The organism is Luteibacter sp. dw_328, from assembly GCF_018449605.1.
Classification (GTDB): Bacteria; Pseudomonadota; Gammaproteobacteria; order Xanthomonadales; family Rhodanobacteraceae; genus Luteibacter.
The window spans coordinates 243,696-261,444 of sequence record NZ_JAAVUW010000003.1; the positions used below are offsets into that span (position 1 = coordinate 243,696).

Genomic DNA, 17,749 nt, shown 5'->3' on the forward strand with positions numbered 1-17,749 from the left:
AGCGAAAACGAAAAGGGCGCACTTGCGTGCGCCCTTGTTCCCGATACGAAACGATCAGCCGGGATCAGTGCGTGAGCGAAGGCGAGCCCTTGCCCTTACCCTTACCCGCCTTGGCCTCCTCGATGGGCACCTCGACGGCCTCACCGCCATCACCGGCCTTCTTCGGAGCCGGGGGACGCTCGAGTGCGAGATTGAGCACCTCGTCGATCCACTTCACCGGATGAATCGCCAGCGACGTGGTGATGTTTTCCGGCAGGTCGATGAGGTCCTTGCGGTTCTCCTCAGGGATGATCACCGTGGTGATGCCACCGCGATGAGCCGCCAGCAACTTCTCCTTCAGACCACCGATCGGCAGGACGCGACCACGCAACGTGATCTCGCCGGTCATGGCGACCTCGGAGCGCACCGGCACCTTCGTTAGAGCCGACACGAGTGCCGTACACATGGCGATACCGGCACTCGGACCGTCCTTCGGGGTAGCACCTTCAGGCACGTGGATGTGGATGTCGAGCGACTGATGGAAGTCGGGATCGATACCCAGCGCTTCCGCCCTCGCGCGAACCACGCTTAGTGCCGCCTGGATCGATTCCTTCATGACATCGCCGAGCTGGCCCGTCTGGATCAGGCGACCCTTGCCCGGAACCACGGAGGCCTCGATGCTGAGCAGATCGCCGCCGACCTGGGTCCAGGCAAGACCGGTGACCAGGCCCACTTCGTTCTGCAGTTCCGCACGACCGAAGTCGAAGCGACGCACGCCGAGGAAGTGGTCGAGGTTTTCGCCATCGACACGAACCTGATCCGGCGCCAGCACCTTGCCCTTCACTGCCTTGGCGGCGGTCTTCTTCACTTTGGCCTTGGCCTTGGCCGGTACCGTGCCCAGCGCGATTTCCTTGACGACCTTACGGCAGATCTTGGAGATCTCGCGCTCGAGGTTACGCACGCCCGATTCGCGCGTGTAGTAACGCACGATGTCGCGCAGCGCATCTTCGCCGACCGTCAACTCTTCGGCCTTCAGCCCGTTGGCCTTCAGCTGCTTGGGCACGAGGTACTTCAGCGCGATGTTGAGCTTCTCGTCTTCGGTGTAACCCGGGATACGGATCACTTCCATGCGGTCGAGCAGCGGACCCGGAATATTGAGCGAGTTCGCCGTCGCGATCCACATCACCTCGGAGAGGTCGAGATCGACTTCCAGGTAGTGATCGTTGAACGCGTTGTTCTGCTCCGGATCGAGCACTTCAAGCAGGGCCGACGACGGATCGCCGCGGAAGTCCATCGACATCTTGTCGATCTCATCCAGGACGAACAGCGGGTTCTTCGTGCCGACCTTGTTGAGGTTCTGCACGATACGCCCCGGCATCGAACCGATGTACGTACGACGATGACCGCGGATCTCGGCTTCATCGCGCACACCGCCGAGGCTCATGCGGACGAACTTGCGGTTGGTCGCCTTGGCGATCGACTGGCCGAGCGAGGTCTTGCCCACGCCGGGCGGACCGACGAGGCAGAGGATCGGACCCTTCATCGTGTTCACGCGCTGCTGGACAGCGAGATACTCGAGGATGCGTTCCTTGACCTTCTCCAGGCCGAAGTGATCGGCGTCGAGGGTCTCCTGCGCAAGGGCGAGATCCTTGCGGACCTTGCTGCGCTTCTTCCACGGCACGCCCACCACCCAGTCCAGGTAGTTGCGGACCACGGTCGCCTCGGCAGACATCGGCGACATCTGCTTGAGCTTGTTGAACTCGTTACGCGCCTTCGCCAGGACAGCCTTGGGCATACCGGCAGCGTCGATCTTCTTCTGCAGCTCTTCGATCTCGTTCGCGCCCTCTTCGCCCTCACCCAGTTCCTTCTGGATGGCCTTCATCTGCTCGTTGAGGTAGTACTCGCGCTGGCTCTTTTCCATCTGCGATTTGACGCGGCCGCGAATGCGCTTCTCGACCTGCTGCAGATCCATCTCGCCGTCGACGAGGCCGATGAGCAACTCGAGACGCTGACCCACGTCGGCTGCTTCGAGCACGCGCTGCTTGTCGCCCATGCGCACGGACAGGTGCGCGGCGATCGAGTCGGCAAGACGTGAGGGATCGTCGATACCCGAGAGGGTCGCGAGGATTTCCGGCGGGAGCTTGCGGCTCTGCTTGACCAGCTGTTCGAACAGCGAGACGAGCGAGCGCGACACGACGTCGAGTTCGCGTTCGTTGCTGCTGTAGATCGGCTCGATGACGCGCGCCTTGCCGCTCATCATGCCGGCTTCGTCTTCGAAGGCGTCGATCTGCACACGCGACTGTCCCTCGACCAGCACCTTCACGGTGCCATCGGGCAGCTTCAGCAGCTGCAGGACACCGGCGAGCGTACCGACCGAATGGAGGTCGCTGATCGACGGATCGTCGATGTCGGGGCTTTTCTGAGCGACAAGCAGGATCTGCCGTTCGCCTTCCATCGCCCGCTCCAGCGCGCGCATGGACTTGTCGCGACCCACGAACAGCGGAATGACCATGTGCGGGTAGACGACGACGTCACGCAGGGGCAGGACCGGCAACAGGTCCAGCTCGGATCCGCTCGTGGTTTGGCTGCGATTCTTCGCCATGTGCTTGGGGTTTCCCTCAGAGTATTTGGGGTGCGACCCGACACTGCGCCGGAGCCGCCATACACGTCAAGTGGTGGTTCGCGAAGGAACGATCAAGAGCGGGCGCGCCAAAGAAAAACGGCCCCGGCGTCGCTGGACGCCGGGGCCGCGGTAGCTTGCTTACGCAATGATCAGGCTGCGTCGCCGCCCTCGCCCGCGATCCGCTGCTGCTGCAGGTTCCCACGGTAGATGAGATACGGCTCGGCCTGGCCATCGATCACGGCGTCGTCGACCACGACCTTGCTGACATGCTCCAGCGAAGGCAGTTCGAACATCGTGTCGAGCAGCACCTGTTCGAGAATGGTACGCAGTCCACGTGCGCCGGTCTTGCGCTTGAGCGCGCGACGGGCGATGGCGAACAAGGCCTCCGGGCGGAATTCCAGCTCGGCGCCTTCCATGTCGAACAGCTTCTTGAACTGCTTGGTAACCGCGTTCTTGGGCTCGGTGAGAATCTGCACCAGGGCAGCCTCGTCGAGCTCGTCGAGCGTGGCAACCACCGGCAGACGGCCGACGAACTCGGGAATCAGGCCGAAACGGACAAGATCCGCCGGTTCGACGTCCGAAAGCTGCTTGCCGACGTTCTCCGTACGTTCTTTCGAACGGATTTCGGCACCGAAGCCGATACCCGTGGTCTCGGAACGCTGCTGGATGACTTTCTCCAGCCCCGAGAACGCACCACCGCAGATAAACAGGATGTTGCGCGTGTCCACCTGCAGAAATTCCTGCTGGGGATGCTTGCGGCCACCCTGCGGCGGCACCGAGGCCAGCGTGCCCTCAATGAGCTTCAGCAGGGCCTGCTGCACACCTTCGCCGGAGACATCGCGGGTGATCGACGGGTTCTCGCTCTTACGCGAGATCTTGTCGATTTCGTCGATGTAGACGATACCGTTCTGCGCCTTCTCGACGTCGTAGTCGCACTTCTGCAGAAGCTTCTGAATGATGTTCTCGACATCCTCACCGACATAGCCTGCCTCGGTAAGCGTCGTGGCATCGGCGATCGTGAACGGCACATTGAGCAGGCGCGCCAGCGTTTCGGCCAGCAGCGTCTTGCCCGAACCGGTCGGACCGATCAGGAGGATATTGGATTTGCCGAGCTCGACTTCGTCGTTCTTCTGGCGCGATTCAATGCGCTTGTAGTGGTTGTAGACCGCGACGGACAACGCCTTTTTGGCGCGCGTCTGGCCGACCACGTACTGGTCGAGAGCTTCCATGATTTCGCGGGGCTTCGGAAGTTGGGTCCGGCCGGAGGCCGCCTTCTCTTCCAGTTCCTCGCGAATGATGTCGTTGCACAGCTCAACGCATTCGTCGCAGATGAACACGCTGGGGCCGGCGATCAGCTTGCGCACTTCATGCTGGCTCTTGCCGCAGAAGGAGCAGTAAAGAATCTTGCCGCCGTCGTTGGAACGGCTCTGCCGCTCGTCGCTCATGCTTTGGGCCCTACTGAGAATCCAGGTACGCTTTGAGAATAGCACAGCACTTCGCCCCTGGAATCAGGAGCGAAGTGCCGGTTTTCACAAGCGAAAACGTTCAAATCAAGCTGAACGGACGGTGTCAACCGTGCGCTTTTCGGGGATCGAGTCGATCAGGCCATAGGCCTGGGCCTCTGCCCCGCTCATGAAGCGGTCGCGCTCGGTGTCACGGGCGATCTCGTCGACCGTCTTGCCACTGTGGTGGGCAAGGATGGCGTTGAGACGCTCGCGCATGGTCAGAATCTCACGGGCATGAATCTCAATGTCCGTGGCCTGACCCGAGATGCCGCCAGCCCAGGGCTGGTGGATCATGATGCGCGAATGCGGCAGCGAGTAACGCTTGCCCGCCGCACCTGCGGCCAGCAGCAGGGCGCCCATCGAGGCGGCCTGACCGATGCACATGGTGCTGACGTCCGGCTTCACGAACTGCATCGTGTCGTAGATCGCCATGCCGGCCGTGACGGAACCGCCCGGGCTGTTGATGTACAGATTGATGTCCTTGTCCGGGTTTTCCGACTCAAGGAACAGCAGCTGGGCGACAATCACATTGGCCATGTAATCGTCGACCGGCCCCACGGCGAAGATGATGCGCTCCTTGAGGAGACGCGAGTAAATGTCGTACGAACGCTCACCGCGTGAGGTCTGTTCGACGACGATGGGCACCAGGTTGAGGTTCTGGATCGGAGCCATGGACATGCGGTCTCTCCTTCGTGTGGGGCCCGGCTGTTGCAAGTGACCGATGCGATTAGGCACCGATCGGGCGCATTACCTCGTCGAAGGTCAGTTCCTGGTCGGTGGATTTGGCGTGATCCGCCACCCACTCAGCCACCTGATCTTCCATAACGCGATTCTGCAGTCCCGACATCAGTTGGGGATCGCTGTTATACAGTTCAATGACCTGCTGCGGCTCTTCATAGGTCGAAGCGATCGCGGTAAGCATTTCCGCCATGCGCTTACGATCGATCCGGATCTCATTCTTGCGTGCGATTTCACCCATCAGCAGTGCGGCGAGCACGCGCTTGCGGGCGAACGGCGTGGCTTCGGCAACCATCTGCGCGCTCGGCTCCTGGCCGCGCGGCAGGTTGCTGGCGGCGAGGCTGCGGGCTTCGGCATCCGCCATCAGGTCGGGCACGTCGAGGTCCGGGAAAGCGTTGGCCAGCTTCTCGGCGACTTCGGACTTCAGGCGGGCCATGACCGTTGCCTTGAGCTCGCGCTCGAGGTTGGCCCGCACTTCCTTGCGGAAGCTGTCGATGTCGCCGTCGGCCACGCCGAACAGCTGCACGAACTCGGCATCGACGACCGGGAGATTCGCCGCCTGCACCTTGACGATCTTGAACGTGACCTTGGCGGTCTTGCCGGCGAGGTCCGCGTTACGGAAGTCTTCCGGGAAAGCCACGTCCTGAACCAGGTCTTCGCCGGCGGAACGGCCGGTGAGGGCCTCGTCGAGCGCCTTGAACAGGGTGCCCGAGCCGAGCACGCTACCGGCACGCTCCAGGCCTTCGGTCGGGAAGCGGTAGTCACCGGCTTCGGCGGAGTACTCAAACATGACGAAATCGCCGTCCTTGGACGCGCGAGCCACCTCGTCGAAGCTGCGGCGCTGCGTACGAAGGGTCTCGATCATCTTGTCGATGTCGGTGTCCTTGACCTCAGCCTTCGGACGCGCGATTTCCAGCGCGGCGACGTCGATGACCGGGAACTCCGGCATGATCTCGAAGACGGCGGTGTAGGCGATCTCGCCGTTCTCGGCGTTACCCGTGGTATCCACCGCCGGATTGGCGATCGGCTGGAGCTTTTCCTGCTCGACGGCCTGGCGCAGCGTGGAACCGATCAGCTCGGACAGCGCCTCGCCACGGACCTGCGCGCCGAAGCGCTGCTTGATCACGTTGGTGGGAACCTTGCCGGGACGGAAGCCCTTCAGACGCACCGTGCGACCCATTTCCGCGATGCGCTGGCTGACCTGCGACTCGAGGCGCTCAGCCGGGAACTTCACCGTGAGCTTGCGCCCGAGCTTGCCGACATTCTCAACCGAAACCTGCATGACCTCTCCTGAAACCACCACGAGTGTGGCGCGATGGGGTGAAAAACCCCGCAAATGACTGCCCATTCTACGTTTTGCCCCTCTACCGCCGCAACAGGCGTCAGGCGGGCGTCCAACGCCTCGGACCACCACCATCAGCCGCCAGCGTGTCGCCCGGATTGGCCAGGGCACACGCCGTCAGCGAAAGGCAGCCGCAGCCGATGCATTCGGTCAGTTTTTCCTTCAGATTCATCAGCTGATTGATCCGATCCTCAAGCTCTTCCTGCCATGCCGCCGACATCTGCGCCCACTCCTCACGGCTGGGCGTCCTCTCATCCGGCAGGGTGGAAAAGGCCCGCCGCACGGCCTCCAGCGGGATGCCGACCCGCTGGGCGACCCGGATCACCGCGATCCGACGGAGTACGTCGCCTGCGTAGCGCCGCTGATTCCCGGATGTTCGCAGGCTCCGGATCAGCCCTTTTCGTTCATAAAAGTGCAGCGCCGAGACCGCCACACCGGCGCGCTTCGCCGCGTCGCCCACGCTCAATTCGCGCATCGCTTGACCTCAACCAAAGTTGAGGTCCCATCCTGCTCGCCCCAGACGCCGCACGCAAGCGTGCGAAACTCCCAATCCCCAAGGAAGAAAGAATGAATGTGGGCATGTCGAACCCAGACCTTACCCAGCCTTCGGCGACACCCCACGCCGAAGGCATCCTCTCCCCGACCTACCGAGCCGCAACGATCGGCATGGTCGCGCTGATCTCCCTGCTCGCCTTCGAGGCACTGGCCGTGACGACGGCCATGCCGACGGTCGCGCGTGAGCTGGACGGCCTTCGCCTGTACGCCCTCGCCTTCGGCGGACTCCTCGCGACCAGTGTCATCGGCATGGCCCTCTCGGGACGTTGGAGCGACCGCAAAGGACCCGCCCCTGCCGTCTGGACCGGTCTGGTCGGCTTCGTGGCCGGCCTGCTGATCGCGGGTTTCGCCCACAACATGCCCACCCTGATCGTGGGTCGGTTGGTACAGGGCCTCGGAGCGGGCTGCCTGTCGCCTGCCCTCTACGTGATTGTTGCGCGCCTGTATCCGGACCACCTCAGGCCGAAAGTCTTCGCCTCGTTCTCCGCGGGGTGGGTCGTACCCGCCCTGATCGGACCGGCGATCAGCGGCGCCATCGTCGAGCACTTCGGTTGGCGCTGGGTGTTCCTTGCGGTGCCCCTGCTTGCCCTGCCCGCTGCGGCAGCGCTTCGTGGCGCATTGAGCTCCCTTGCACCGCCGACGCACGTCCAGGAAGAGAAGCCTGGTCGCATGATGAACGCCATCGGTGCTTCCGTCGGTACGTGCCTGCTGTTCGTCGCCGGGCAGGAACAGGGGTGGATCGCCGTCGCTCTCTTCGTGCCCGCCGTCGCCCTGATCATCGGATGTGGACGCCAGCTGCTTCCCACCGGCACGTTACGCGCGGCGCGCGGGCTTCCGGCAGTCATCGCGCTGCGTGGCGTCGCTGCCTCGGCCTTCTTCGGCGCCGAAGCCTTCCTGCCACTCGTGTTCTCGCAGCAACATGGTCTGTCGCCTACGTGGTCTGGTCTCGCTATCAGCGTCGGCGCGATCGGTTGGTTCTCGGGCTCGTGGTACCAGGGCCATTACGCAACGATTTCGCGACAGGCCCTGCTTACACGTGGCACGGCGCTCATGGTGATCGGCGTGATCACCGCGTCGCTCGCTACGTTTCCATGGATGCCGGTGTTCGCCGCTGTGCTGGGATGGCTACTGACCGGCCTGGGCATGGGCATGCTCTACGGCACCGTCGCCGTTCTCGCACTTTCCATGTCGGGGGAGCACGAACAAGGCAGCAACAGTTCGGCGCTGCAGCTGTGCGAATCATTGATGGTCGCCACCACGCTGGCGATCGGCGGTACGTTATTCGCCGCACTGCTGAATGCGTCGCATACCGCGGCGTTTGCGGCGAACTTTGCGATTACGGTAGTGCTTGCCGTTTTGGGAACAATCGTAGCCCGGCGAACACAGGCACCCACCTGATCGCATGGTAGCGAAGGCGAGGTCACCCTGTACTTTTTAGCGACATTGGCTGACAGCGCAGCGCTTGCTACCTCTCTAACCTTGCGTGCGGCGTCGCAGCTGCGCATATCGTGAGCAGCCGTAACGACGCAACGATAATTACGCCTGTCGAGCCACCCGCCCCTTCGCTCCCGGCCCGCATAGAAAATAGAAGACCGGGACCAGGTAGAAGATGAGGATGTGGCCCGACCAGAAACGGGCCTGCCATCCCAGGTAGTCCCTGTACTCGTCGTCCGTGAGGACGCGTGAAACGCCTGACACGTAGGCAATAGCCTTACCATTCGAGACTTGCACCTTTTCGCCGTGAGCGACCAGGCACCAGACGAAGTTGAGAGCAACATAGGCGGCACACACGGCTATCGCTGCGCGCGCCCAGGTCGGCATGCCCGCTGCAATTCGCGAATTCGATACCGGACCGATCCGACCGTCACTCGCGTCGCGAACCATGGGCATGAACACGAGAAAGGCGCCAGCAAACAGAGAGAAAGAGAGCGGACAACCCGGCCAGGATTCCGCTGGAATCGGCAGATTCAGAATGGCTCGTACGTGGATCGTCAGCGCGACGCAAAAGCCGGCGAGTGCCGCAACGCCGGCAACTCTCGACCACCAGAATCTAGCCTCGCTTCCCTGCACTGAGTTCAAGGCGACTATCCTGCCGCGACCCTTCGGGCCGGGTAAGTGAGAGAGCTACTTGTCTGTGGCCGCGATCGACCCCTGGTTGGTGCGAGAGGCGGGACTCGAACCCGCACGGTTTTACCCGTCAGAACCTAAATCTGGTGCGTCTACCAATTCCGCCACTCTCGCTCGCGGCGCCATTCTAGGTCTCGCGCCGTCTCAGGTCTATCACCGGGGACGGATGTGGCCCAGAGGACGCCGCGAAGCGCAAATCAAAATTCAGGCCATTTTTCAGAATTTACGTATTCAATCGGCTTGCGCATACGCCGATCCTGCTCCTCCCAACCAAGGAGGCAACCCATGCGATATCTAATCCCCCTCACTGCCGCGGCGTTCCCGGCCCTCGTCATCGCGCAGGTTACTCAGCAAAGCGCAAGCATTTCGCCCGAGGGCGAAAAACGCGTCGTTCGGCAAGTGATCCTGAAGGACGAGCACGGGATGGACGTGCTCGTCGAGCAGCACCTAATCGAGCTCGAGAATGGTGATTATCTGTACTTGCACAGCTCTCAGCCCGGCGCCACTCGGGAGCTCGACGAACGGATCTGCGCCAGTTTTGGCTCACAGGTCTCCAGGGGCAGCGTCATCAGGCTGAGCCCCGATACGCTTGGAGGCGGAGCATGTCGATCCGAATCTCCCGTGGACCCCAGTGCTGCCACTCCAAAAGGGACTCGTGCCCCTTATCTACAAGCGGTCGCCCCCGGAAACTATGTTGTCTCCGCAAATCAGAACTCGGTGCACCGTGGCACATCGACGCATCGCCTCGACTCCGCGAGCACGGTCACCAGCGACCTTGTCATAGACAATCGGTGCCGCCAGTCGGCCAGCGACCCGACACCTGGCGGGGTTTCTGGCACCAGCGACGTCTACGTCAACTGTTTCATGCCTTCGGCAGGCACAGCACCCACCCGAATGACCACATGCGGCGGAGGCCAATGTGCGCACGATGGAAATTCTTTCAGCGTCTTCTGATCCGCGAAGGCGACGGTCACTCCGAGATTTCTGGATCTTCAAGACTTCGATCGTGTCGAGCGGCGGACTGGCCGCTTGACCTTGTCCCAGCAGAGCCAGAACGGTTATCCGCCCGCCCACCCGACTTCACCCGCGTCTCCGCCCCGGCATGTGGCCGGATCAGCAGGCCCGAGCCTGGACGACCATCGCGGCGCGGCGTTCTCGGCTTGCCTGGCTTGCCGGTATCCATCGCTCAACCCTCGGGAAGATTACGGGCAAAAAGAAAAGGCGCTTAGGTTTCCCTAAGCGCCTTCCAAAATGGTGGGCCGTGTAAGATTCGAACTTACGACCAATTGATTAAGAGTCAACTGCTCTACCAACTGAGCTAACGGCCCATTTTGAAACACATCGCACGTTGCAAGTGGGGTGGACGATGGGACTCGAACCCACGACATCCGGAATCACAATCCGGTACTCTAACCAGCTGAGCTACGCCCACCATAAAACACGATCTGGCGCGCCCGACAGGAATCGAACCTGCAACCGTCGGCTTAGAAGGCCGATGCTCTATCCGGTTGAGCTACAGGCGCAGGCACTGTACGTAGAACGCCGACTGGTCGGGGCAGAGGGATTCGAACCCCCGACATCCAGCTCCCAAAGCTGGCGCTCTACCAGACTGAGCTATACCCCGAAACTTAAAGCACTCACCGATACAACCGGGTGAAGCCTTCAAATGTTACGGGTCTAGCCCAAGCCCGTCAATCCGTATGAACACACCACACTTTCAACTGCATTTAAAGATGGTGCGCCCGGAGAGATTCGAACTCCCGACCACCAAGTTCGTAGCCTGGTACTCTATCCAACTGAGCTACGGGCGCACACTTTAAACCTTTGACTCGTTGCCTGCCGCTGTGAAGCGTTGGCGCCGTGTCGAGAAGCGGAATTATTCAGATATCGAGTGTGTGCGTCAACACTTTTCTGAAAGTTTTTTTCTCGGAACGGTAACAAGTGGGGTAATTGGCCGTTTGGTTGAACGAACGATGGCGAATTCGCGAGCACCCTTTCGCCGATGAATCGGCTCCTACAACAGCTGTTGCTTCCCTAGCCCTCAAAAAAGAAGGGCGGCCAATGGCCGCCCTTCCCTTCTTACAGCTGCGTAGCAGGCTTGCCGACCTTATCCGGTGCCGAGCCAGCGTCACCACGCGGGGGCGGCGGAGGCGGCGAACCAGGCTTGGTCCAGTCGATCGGCGGCCCGGGCTCGCGACCGTTCATGATATCGTCGATCTGACGCGCGTCGATGGTTTCGTACAGCAGGAGCGTCTCGGCCATGATGTGCAGCTTGTCGATATTCGTGGTCAACAGCTCCTTGCTGCGCGCGTAGGCGCGATCAAGGATGGTGCGCACCACTTCGTCGATCTTGCGGGCGGTCTCGTTGGAGACGCTCTTATGCTGCGTCACGGAGCGACCGATGAAGACCTCGTCTTCTTCCTCGCCGTAGGTCACCGGACCGAGTTCGTCGGACAGGCCCCACTTCGTCGCCATGTTGCGGGCCATCTTGGTCGCACGCTCGATATCGTTCGAGGCGCCGGTGGTGACCTTGTCGTGACCGAAGATCAGTTCCTCGGCAACGCGACCGCCGTACAGCGAGCAGAGCTGCGATTCGATCGCCACCTTGTTCATGCTGTAACGATCGCCTTCGGGCAGGTACATGGTGACGCCCAGAGCGCGACCGCGCGGAATGATCGTGACCTTGTAGACCGGATCATGCTCGGGAACCAGACGGCCGATGATCGCGTGGCCGGCCTCGTGATACGCGGTGAGCTTCTTCTCTTCGTCGTTCATGGCCATGGAGCGACGCTCCGTGCCCATGAGGATCTTGTCGCGCGCACGGTCCAGGTGGCTCATGCGCACTTCGCGAGCGTTCTCGCGGGCCGCGAACAGCGCTGCCTCGTTGACGAGGTTAGCCAGATCCGCACCCGAGAAACCCGGGGTGCCGCGCGCGATGACCATCGGCTCGACATCGGCCGCGGTCGGCACTTTGCGCATGTGCACCTTGAGGATCTGGTCGCGACCTTTCACGTCCGGCAGGCCGACGACGACCTGGCGATCGAAGCGACCCGGACGCAGCAGGGCCGGATCGAGCACGTCGGGGCGGTTCGTGGCGGCGATGACGATGATGCCCTCGGTACCTTCGAAGCCATCCATTTCGACCAGCAACTGGTTCAGCGTCTGCTCGCGCTCGTCGTGACCGCCGCCCATGCCGGCGCCACGATGGCGGCCGACGGCGTCGATCTCGTCGATGAAGATGATGCAGGGAGCGTGCTTCTTGGCCTGCTCGAACATGTCGCGAACACGGCTTGCACCGACGCCGACGAACATCTCGACGAAGTCCGAACCGGAGATGGAGAAGAACGGCACCTTGGCTTCGCCGGCGATCGCCTTGGCGAGCAGGGTCTTACCGGTACCCGGCGGGCCCACCATCAGCACGCCGCGCGGAATCTTGCCACCGAGCTTCTGGAACTTGCCCGGGTCGCGGAGGAACTCGACGAGCTCGCCGACCTCTTCCTTCGCCTCGTCGCAACCGGCGACGTCGGTGAAGTTGACCTTGACCTGGTCTTCGCCCTGAAGCTTGGCGCGCGAGCGGCCAAAGCTCATGGCGCCGCGGCCGCCGGAACCCGCCTGCATCTGGCGCATGAACCAGATCAGCACGGCGACGAAGATGATGATCGGCAGCCAGTTGAACAGCAGGCCGAGCAGGGAGAAGCCGTTGTCGGCTGGCTCCTGACGGAGCTCAACACCCTTGTCGCGCATCTGCTTGACCAGATCGCTGCTGGACAGGCCGACCACCGGTACGACGGTGCGGTAGGCGCCACCATCTTTCAGCTTGCCGGTGATCGTCGGCGGTGCGGTGGAGGTGATCGTGCCGCTGGCGACATTTCCGTTATCGACGTTCTGGGCGAACGTCGTATAGGACATGTCCTGCGAGGATCCACCATGGGGATTGAAGGTCTGGAACACGGTCAGGAGGACCACCGCGATGATCAGCCAGAGCAACAGATTTTTTGCCATCTCATTCATGCGGTGTTCTCGCCAGGTTACCGGGACGCCGACTTGAGGCCGGTCGCCAGTGCATACACCTCCGCCGAACGTGCGCGGGAGGCTTTCGGTTTACGCATCGTCACGCGACTGAAGTCAGCGCGCAAGTTCTTAAGGTACTCGTCGAAACCCACGCCCTGGAACAGCTTCACCAGGAACGACCCGCCCGGTTTGAGCCAGTCGAGACTGAACTGCCGGGCCAGGTCACAAAGGTCCATCGCACGGATCTGATCGGCCAGTGCCACACCTGACATATTGGGGGCCATGTCCGACAGGACAAGATCGACCTTCTGGCCGTCGAGCATGGCCTCCAGCTCGCGGAGCACGGCTTCCTCGCGGAAATCGCCCTGCATGAAGTCCACCCCGGCCAGGCTGGCCATGGGCAGGATGTCCATGGCGATGACCCGGCCGGTATCGCCCAGGCGCCTGCGCGCCAGCTGGGACCAGCCGCCCGGGGCGGCGCCAAGGTCGACGATGGTCATGCCGGGCTTGATGAGGCGATCGCGCTCGATCAGCTCCTCGAGCTTGTAGATGGCTCGCGAGCGCGCACCTTCCGCCTGAGCTCTTTTGACGTAGGGATCGTCGAAGTGCTCTTTGAGCCACTGGGAGCTGGTCTTGCTGCGTGCCATGGCTTTCGACCAGAGTCTTAATAAGGAGCGGGCCTTGCATGATACCCTTTGACGCCTGTCAGCCGCACATCGAACCTGAACGCAATGTCGCTTTCCCCTACACAGTCCCGCTATCTCCGCAGCATGGCCCACGATCTCAAGCCGGTCGTCCTGCTGGGTAACAAGGGCGCCACCGAGGCCGTGGCCAAGGAGCTCGCCCAGGCCCTGGATATCCACGAGCTGGTCAAGGTCAAGCTCTCCGGAGGCGACAAGGACGAGCGCCAGGCCCAGATCGACTTCCTGACCAGCCAGACCGGCTCCGAAAAGGTCCAGGAAATCGGCCATATCGTCGTCCTGTTCCGCCGGAACGAGCAGGACCCGAAGCTCGCCCTGCCCCGGTAACCCGCCATGGACCTCTCGTTCGAGCACCCTGGCGAGTACCTCTTCGTGCGCCGGGTGGGCGCGAACACGGTCACGATCGTCGACCGCGACTTTCACAAGAGCCTCCTCCTGACCCCGGAAAAGGTCGTGGAAGACTGGCCTGTGACCGACGCGAAGCAGCTCACCCTGGCCGATGTCGCCCTCATCGCGGACCTGAAGCCCGAGCTGGTCATCATCGGCACCGGCGAGCGCCAGGTCTTTCCGCCTGCTGAAGTCATGGCCGGCTTCCTGCGTCAGGGCATCGGCGTCGAGGCGATGACCAACGGCTCGGCCGCCCGCACCTACAGTCTCCTGGCCGGTGAGGGCCGTAAGGTCCTGGCGGCCTTCATCCTGCCCCAAGGCTAAGAACGCCATGCGCATCCTCATTCTCGGGGCCGGCGGCACCGGCGGTTACTTCGGCGGTCGCCTGCACCAGGGTGGCGCGGACGTGACGTTCCTGGTCCGACCAGACCGGGCACGGGCACTGGATGCGAACGGACTCATCATAAAAAGCCCGTTCGGCGATGCCACCCTGACGGTGAAACACGTCACGGCCGACACGGTCGCCGCGGCAGGCGCCTTCGACCTGGTCCTGCTCTCCTGCAAGGCGTACGACCTGCATTCGGCGATCGAGGCGATCGACCCGGCGGTCGGCGAGGCCACGGCGATCCTGCCGATCCTCAACGGGCTGGCCCACTATCCGGTGCTCGACAATCGCTTTGGTCCGGACCGGGTCATCGGCGGCATGTGCGTCATCAGTGCCGCGAAAGGGCCGGCGGGCGAGATCCTGCACTTTGGCAACGGCGCATCGGTGACCTTCGGCGAGCGCGACGGTAACGATCATGGCGGCCGTTGTGGGGCCATAGCGGATGCTTTCGCCAAGGCGAACGTCGACCACACGCATTCGTCCGATATCGAACGCGATCTCTGGGCCAAGTTCTCCTTCCTCGCCACCCTCGCCGGCGCAACCTGCCTGTTCCGCGCCAGCGTCGGCGACATCGTCGCCACGGACGACGGTCGCCAACTCACTGAGCAGATGTACGAGGAATGCCTGGCCGTGGCCCGCGTGTCGGGTCACGCCGTGCCAGATAACGCCCGCGCATTTGCCTGGAAAACGCTGACGCAGGAAGGCTCGCCGCTGACGGCGTCCATGCTCCGCGACCTCGAATCCGGGCAGCGCATCGAAGCCGACCACATCGTCGGCGACATGTTGCGACGTGCGCGGGATGCGGGGATCAGGGCACCGATGCTGGAGGTGGCGTTTGCGCACCTGCAGGCGTTTGAAGCCCGGCGTAAGCGCCAGGGCTAGGCAGCTCTGTGTAGGAGCCGATTCATCGGCGAGCTTTTCCTCCCGACTGAGGCTGAGGCCAGCAACCGGAGGGAGGCGCTGCTGCGCAGCGCGTTTGTTTGCCATTCGCCGATGAATCGGCTCCCACGGGGTGGTTGCCTCGGGCTACGCCCGAGGCCGTGTTCTATCTGGCCGGCAGATACTGCAGCGGATCGACCGGATTGCCGTCGCGGCGAATCTGGAACTGGAGTTCGTCGCGCGTCGCGCCGCTCGAACCCATTTCCGCGACCGACTGGCCGGCTTTTACCTTCTCGCCTTCCTTGACCAGTCGCTTGCGGTTGTGGCCGTAAGCGGAGAGGAAGCTGTCGCTGTGCTTGATGATCACCAGCTCGCCGTAACCGACCAGGCCATTGCCGCTGTAGACCACCACGCCATCGGCGGCGGAACGCACCGGGTCGCCGGCCTTGCCACCGATTTCGATACCGGGAATGGCGTCGCTGGATGAGAATTTCTTCAACATCGTGCCGTCGGCAGGCCAGCGCCAGGCGATACCGCCCGCGCTGCGCGAAGCGCCGCTGGTGACGATGGGCGTGGCGGCAGAGGGATTCTCCACAGGCGCCGGTGCCGGGGCGGGCACGTTCGGTGTGCTCGGCGGCGGCACCGGAACAGGAACGACGGACTCTGCAGGCTTTCCAGCCACGACGACCGGTGTGTTCGTCGTAGTCGCCGGCGCCGGAACGGGCGGGGGCGCTACGTCAGCGTCCGTCACAGCCTGGAAGGCGGGCTGCGCGGGCGGTGGCGCACCATGGGGCGGACTACCGCCAGGCGGCGGCGTCGCCGCCACGACCACCGGCGCGGCGTGCGCCGGGGCTGGCTTGTTGTCGTGCCCCGGCGGCGAGAGCCGCAGGTCCTGGCCCGGCCAGATGGTGTACGGCGAATCGATGCCGTTCCACCCGGCAAGATCGCGAAAATCGACTTTGTTGCGGAACGCAATGCTGTAGAGCGTGTCGCCCTTCATCACCCGATAGCTGCCGCCCGGTGGCGCCGGGGGTGGCGTCGCGGCGTGCGTGGGCGTGTAACCACCGGGGCTGCGCGTGACGACAACGGAACTGCGCGTGACATCGCAACCGGCCACGAGCACGGCGGCCGACAGCACGCCCGCCAGGGCGAGCGGGCGGATCATGAGCATCGCGGATTTCCTTTCACGGGCACTCATCGCAGCAGGAACCACCACACGGCCAGGAGGACGACTGCAACGATAGCAGCCCAACCTATCCACTCTATGTGTTTATGCAGGACCCGTTCGGCACGTTCACCGAACAGCCGGACAAGCAAGGCCAGCAGCCAGACCCGCTTGCCCCGGCCAATCAACACGCAAAGCAGGAAGGGCAGCAGCGGCACGCCGACGATGCCGGCGGCCCAGGTCACGAACTTCATCGGCACGACCGGCTGCAGCGCCGCCATCGCCAGCACGACGTAAAGGCCGAACGAATGCGCGGCCATGTCGGCCTGCAGGCTGGCCACGCCCTTCTCGATAGGGGCGAGCAGGTGCATCGACTCGAGGAGGGGCTTCAATGCCTCGTAGGCGTAGTGCCCGAGCATGTAGCCCACCAGCGAGCCCGCCAGTGAAAACAGCAGGCTCCAGTTCGCGTAGCGGAACGCCTTGCGCGGCTCGGCCAGCATCATCGGCGCGAGCATCACTTCCGGCATGATCGGGAAAATGAAAGCTTCGACGAAGGACAGCCCCGCCAGATAGCGGACGGCGTGGCGATGACGCGCCCAGACGATGGCGCGTTCGTAGAGAGAACCAAACATCCGCATTCAGCGGTTTTCCCTGTAGTAGAGGCGCATCAACCGATGCCGCCGAGCAGCGGCACGAAGCTGACTGCACCGAGTTCTTCCCGGATCACGTCGCCGTTCTCACCCTTGCGCAGGCGCAGGAGCACCTGCTGGCTAGGGCTACCCACCGGCGCGACGAGCACGCCGCCGGGCTTCAGCTGATCGAGCAGCTTCAGGGGCACGCGATCGCCCGCGGCCGTGAGGATGATCGCGTCGAAGGGCGCATCCGACTCCCAGCCCAGTTTGCCGTCGTCGTGCCGCGAACGGAGGTTCTCGATCCCGAGCTGACGGAACCGGCGACGGGCCTGGCGCAGCAATTCTTCGATCCGCTCGACCGTGTACACCGTCGTCACGATGCCGGCGAGTACGGCGGCCTGATAACCGGAGCCCGTGCCGATTTCGAGCACGCGGTCGGGCACGCCGTGTTCGATCAACGCTTCGGTCATCCGGGCGACGATCCATGGCTGCGAAATGGTCTGGCCATGGCCGATCGGTAGCGCGGTATTTTCATAAGCCCGAGAGTGCAGCGCCTGGTCGATGAAATGATGGCGTGGCAGTTGCCGGATGACTTCGAGCACCCGCTCGTCGCGGATGCCCTCCTCGACCAGTTTCGCGACCAGGCGGTCGCGTGCGCGTTGCGACGTCATTCCTTCGCCGCGGAGCGCCGACGCAGGCAGGGCATGCAGATTCACCACC

At 63.0% G+C, this 17,749-nt stretch carries 16 protein-coding genes and 6 tRNA genes; 5 read left to right on the forward strand and 17 right to left on the reverse strand.

Going from position 1 to position 17,749, the window contains the following annotated elements:
- Positions 1–64 precede the first annotated feature (64 nt).
- The 5 genes from lon to soxR form a co-directional block, all read right to left on the reverse strand.
- Positions 65–2,581 (reverse strand): endopeptidase La, encoded by a 2,517-nt coding sequence (gene lon, locus HB634_RS08850; protein ID WP_063572027.1) that lies wholly within the window; start codon positions 2,579–2,581, stop codon positions 65–67.
- A 170-nt stretch (positions 2,582–2,751) separates the two neighbouring features.
- Positions 2,752–4,047, reverse strand: coding sequence for an ATP-dependent Clp protease ATP-binding subunit ClpX (gene clpX / locus HB634_RS08855; protein WP_063572026.1), 1,296 nt, complete (start codon positions 4,045–4,047; stop codon positions 2,752–2,754).
- A gap of 105 nt (positions 4,048–4,152) precedes the next feature.
- Positions 4,153–4,785: an ATP-dependent Clp endopeptidase proteolytic subunit ClpP gene (gene clpP, locus HB634_RS08860; RefSeq protein WP_046968784.1), complete on the reverse strand. Its 633-nt coding sequence runs from the start codon at positions 4,783–4,785 to the stop codon at positions 4,153–4,155.
- Between the two features lie 49 nt (positions 4,786–4,834).
- Complete coding sequence (gene tig / locus HB634_RS08865; protein ID WP_213948327.1) at positions 4,835–6,127, reverse strand: trigger factor; 1,293 nt, start codon at positions 6,125–6,127, stop codon at positions 4,835–4,837.
- Between the two features lie 100 nt (positions 6,128–6,227).
- Positions 6,228–6,662: a redox-sensitive transcriptional activator SoxR gene (soxR, locus tag HB634_RS08870; RefSeq protein WP_063573053.1), complete on the reverse strand. Its 435-nt coding sequence runs from the start codon at positions 6,660–6,662 to the stop codon at positions 6,228–6,230.
- 104 nt (positions 6,663–6,766) lie between these two features.
- On the opposite strand from soxR, the gene HB634_RS08875 reads away from it, so the two are divergent.
- Positions 6,767–8,140 carry an MFS transporter gene (locus tag HB634_RS08875; protein ID WP_157504224.1) on the forward strand — a complete coding sequence of 458 codons (1,374 nt, stop codon included), beginning with the start codon at positions 6,767–6,769 and terminating at the stop codon, positions 8,138–8,140.
- Positions 8,141–8,278: 138 nt separating this feature from the next.
- Here HB634_RS08875 and HB634_RS08880 read toward each other — a convergent pair whose 3' ends face one another.
- Together HB634_RS08880 and HB634_RS08885 are read right to left on the reverse strand one after the other, a co-directional pair.
- Positions 8,279–8,821, reverse strand: coding sequence for a hypothetical protein (locus tag HB634_RS08880; RefSeq protein WP_213948328.1), 543 nt, complete (start codon positions 8,819–8,821; stop codon positions 8,279–8,281).
- Positions 8,822–8,898: 77 nt separating this feature from the next.
- Positions 8,899–8,983: transfer RNA gene (locus HB634_RS08885), tRNA-Leu, on the reverse strand.
- Between the two features lie 171 nt (positions 8,984–9,154).
- On the opposite strand from HB634_RS08885, the gene HB634_RS08890 reads away from it, so the two are divergent.
- Positions 9,155–9,823: a hypothetical protein gene (locus HB634_RS08890; RefSeq protein ID WP_213948329.1), complete on the forward strand. Its 669-nt coding sequence runs from the start codon at positions 9,155–9,157 to the stop codon at positions 9,821–9,823.
- 298 nt (positions 9,824–10,121) lie between these two features.
- Here the strand turns inward: HB634_RS08890 and HB634_RS08895 are convergent.
- From HB634_RS08895 to rlmE, 7 genes are all read right to left on the reverse strand, one after another.
- A tRNA-Lys gene (locus HB634_RS08895) sits at positions 10,122–10,197 on the reverse strand.
- A 27-nt stretch (positions 10,198–10,224) separates the two neighbouring features.
- Positions 10,225–10,301, reverse strand: a tRNA-His gene (locus tag HB634_RS08900).
- 14 nt (positions 10,302–10,315) lie between these two features.
- Positions 10,316–10,392: transfer RNA gene (locus tag HB634_RS08905), tRNA-Arg, on the reverse strand.
- 24 nt (positions 10,393–10,416) lie between these two features.
- Positions 10,417–10,493, reverse strand: a tRNA-Pro gene (locus tag HB634_RS08910).
- Positions 10,494–10,603: 110 nt separating this feature from the next.
- Positions 10,604–10,680: transfer RNA gene (locus tag HB634_RS08915), tRNA-Arg, on the reverse strand.
- A 268-nt stretch (positions 10,681–10,948) separates the two neighbouring features.
- Positions 10,949–12,880: an ATP-dependent zinc metalloprotease FtsH gene (gene ftsH, locus HB634_RS08920; protein WP_213948330.1), complete on the reverse strand. Its 1,932-nt coding sequence runs from the start codon at positions 12,878–12,880 to the stop codon at positions 10,949–10,951.
- A gap of 17 nt (positions 12,881–12,897) precedes the next feature.
- Positions 12,898–13,527: a 23S rRNA (uridine(2552)-2'-O)-methyltransferase RlmE gene (rlmE, locus tag HB634_RS08925; RefSeq protein WP_213948331.1), complete on the reverse strand. Its 630-nt coding sequence runs from the start codon at positions 13,525–13,527 to the stop codon at positions 12,898–12,900.
- 84 nt (positions 13,528–13,611) lie between these two features.
- Here rlmE and yhbY point away from each other — a divergent pair, with 84 nt between their 5' ends.
- The 3 genes from yhbY to panE are packed head-to-tail and all read left to right on the forward strand — an operon-like array spanning position 13,612 to position 15,235.
- Positions 13,612–13,908: a ribosome assembly RNA-binding protein YhbY gene (gene yhbY, locus HB634_RS08930; RefSeq protein ID WP_046968793.1), complete on the forward strand. Its 297-nt coding sequence runs from the start codon at positions 13,612–13,614 to the stop codon at positions 13,906–13,908.
- A 6-nt stretch (positions 13,909–13,914) separates the two neighbouring features.
- A complete protein-coding gene (locus tag HB634_RS08935) occupies positions 13,915–14,292 on the forward strand; it encodes an Mth938-like domain-containing protein (RefSeq protein WP_063574178.1) in 378 nt (125 codons plus the stop codon).
- 7 nt (positions 14,293–14,299) lie between these two features.
- Positions 14,300–15,235: a 2-dehydropantoate 2-reductase gene (gene panE / locus HB634_RS08940; RefSeq protein ID WP_213948332.1), complete on the forward strand. Its 936-nt coding sequence runs from the start codon at positions 14,300–14,302 to the stop codon at positions 15,233–15,235.
- 163 nt (positions 15,236–15,398) lie between these two features.
- Here panE and HB634_RS08945 read toward each other — a convergent pair whose 3' ends face one another.
- From HB634_RS08945 to HB634_RS08955, 3 genes are read right to left on the reverse strand one after another with little or no spacing between them, the layout of a single operon-like run.
- Positions 15,399–16,397, reverse strand: a complete 999-nt coding sequence (locus HB634_RS08945; RefSeq protein WP_213948518.1) for a peptidoglycan DD-metalloendopeptidase family protein — start codon at positions 16,395–16,397, stop codon at positions 15,399–15,401.
- A gap of 29 nt (positions 16,398–16,426) precedes the next feature.
- On the reverse strand, positions 16,427–17,035 hold the full coding sequence (locus HB634_RS08950; protein ID WP_213948333.1) for a DedA family protein: 609 nt from the start codon (positions 17,033–17,035) through the stop codon (positions 16,427–16,429).
- 29 nt (positions 17,036–17,064) lie between these two features.
- Positions 17,065–17,745, reverse strand: a complete 681-nt coding sequence (locus tag HB634_RS08955; protein ID WP_157503981.1) for a protein-L-isoaspartate(D-aspartate) O-methyltransferase — start codon at positions 17,743–17,745, stop codon at positions 17,065–17,067.
- Positions 17,746–17,749 lie beyond the last annotated feature (4 nt).

Coding starts and splice junctions, on each gene's coding strand:
- lon (WP_063572027.1), bottom strand. CDS start 2,581: ATGGCGAAGAATCGCAGCCAAACCACGAGCGGATCCGAGCTGGACCTG.
- clpX (WP_063572026.1), bottom strand. CDS start 4,047: ATGAGCGACGAGCGGCAGAGCCGTTCCAACGACGGCGGCAAGATTCTT.
- clpP (WP_046968784.1), bottom strand. CDS start 4,785: ATGTCCATGGCTCCGATCCAGAACCTCAACCTGGTGCCCATCGTCGTC.
- tig (WP_213948327.1), bottom strand. CDS start 6,127: ATGCAGGTTTCGGTTGAGAATGTCGGCAAGCTCGGGCGCAAGCTCACG.
- soxR (WP_063573053.1), bottom strand. CDS start 6,662: ATGCGCGAATTGAGCGTGGGCGACGCGGCGAAGCGCGCCGGTGTGGCG.
- HB634_RS08875 (WP_157504224.1), top strand. CDS start 6,767: ATGTCGAACCCAGACCTTACCCAGCCTTCGGCGACACCCCACGCCGAA.
- HB634_RS08890 (WP_213948329.1), top strand. CDS start 9,155: ATGCGATATCTAATCCCCCTCACTGCCGCGGCGTTCCCGGCCCTCGTC.
- ftsH (WP_213948330.1), bottom strand. CDS start 12,880: ATGAATGAGATGGCAAAAAATCTGTTGCTCTGGCTGATCATCGCGGTG.
- rlmE (WP_213948331.1), bottom strand. CDS start 13,527: ATGGCACGCAGCAAGACCAGCTCCCAGTGGCTCAAAGAGCACTTCGAC.
- yhbY (WP_046968793.1), top strand. CDS start 13,612: ATGTCGCTTTCCCCTACACAGTCCCGCTATCTCCGCAGCATGGCCCAC.
- HB634_RS08935 (WP_063574178.1), top strand. CDS start 13,915: ATGGACCTCTCGTTCGAGCACCCTGGCGAGTACCTCTTCGTGCGCCGG.
- panE (WP_213948332.1), top strand. CDS start 14,300: ATGCGCATCCTCATTCTCGGGGCCGGCGGCACCGGCGGTTACTTCGGC.
- HB634_RS08945 (WP_213948518.1), bottom strand. CDS start 16,397: ATGATCCGCCCGCTCGCCCTGGCGGGCGTGCTGTCGGCCGCCGTGCTC.
- HB634_RS08950 (WP_213948333.1), bottom strand. CDS start 17,035: ATGCGGATGTTTGGTTCTCTCTACGAACGCGCCATCGTCTGGGCGCGT.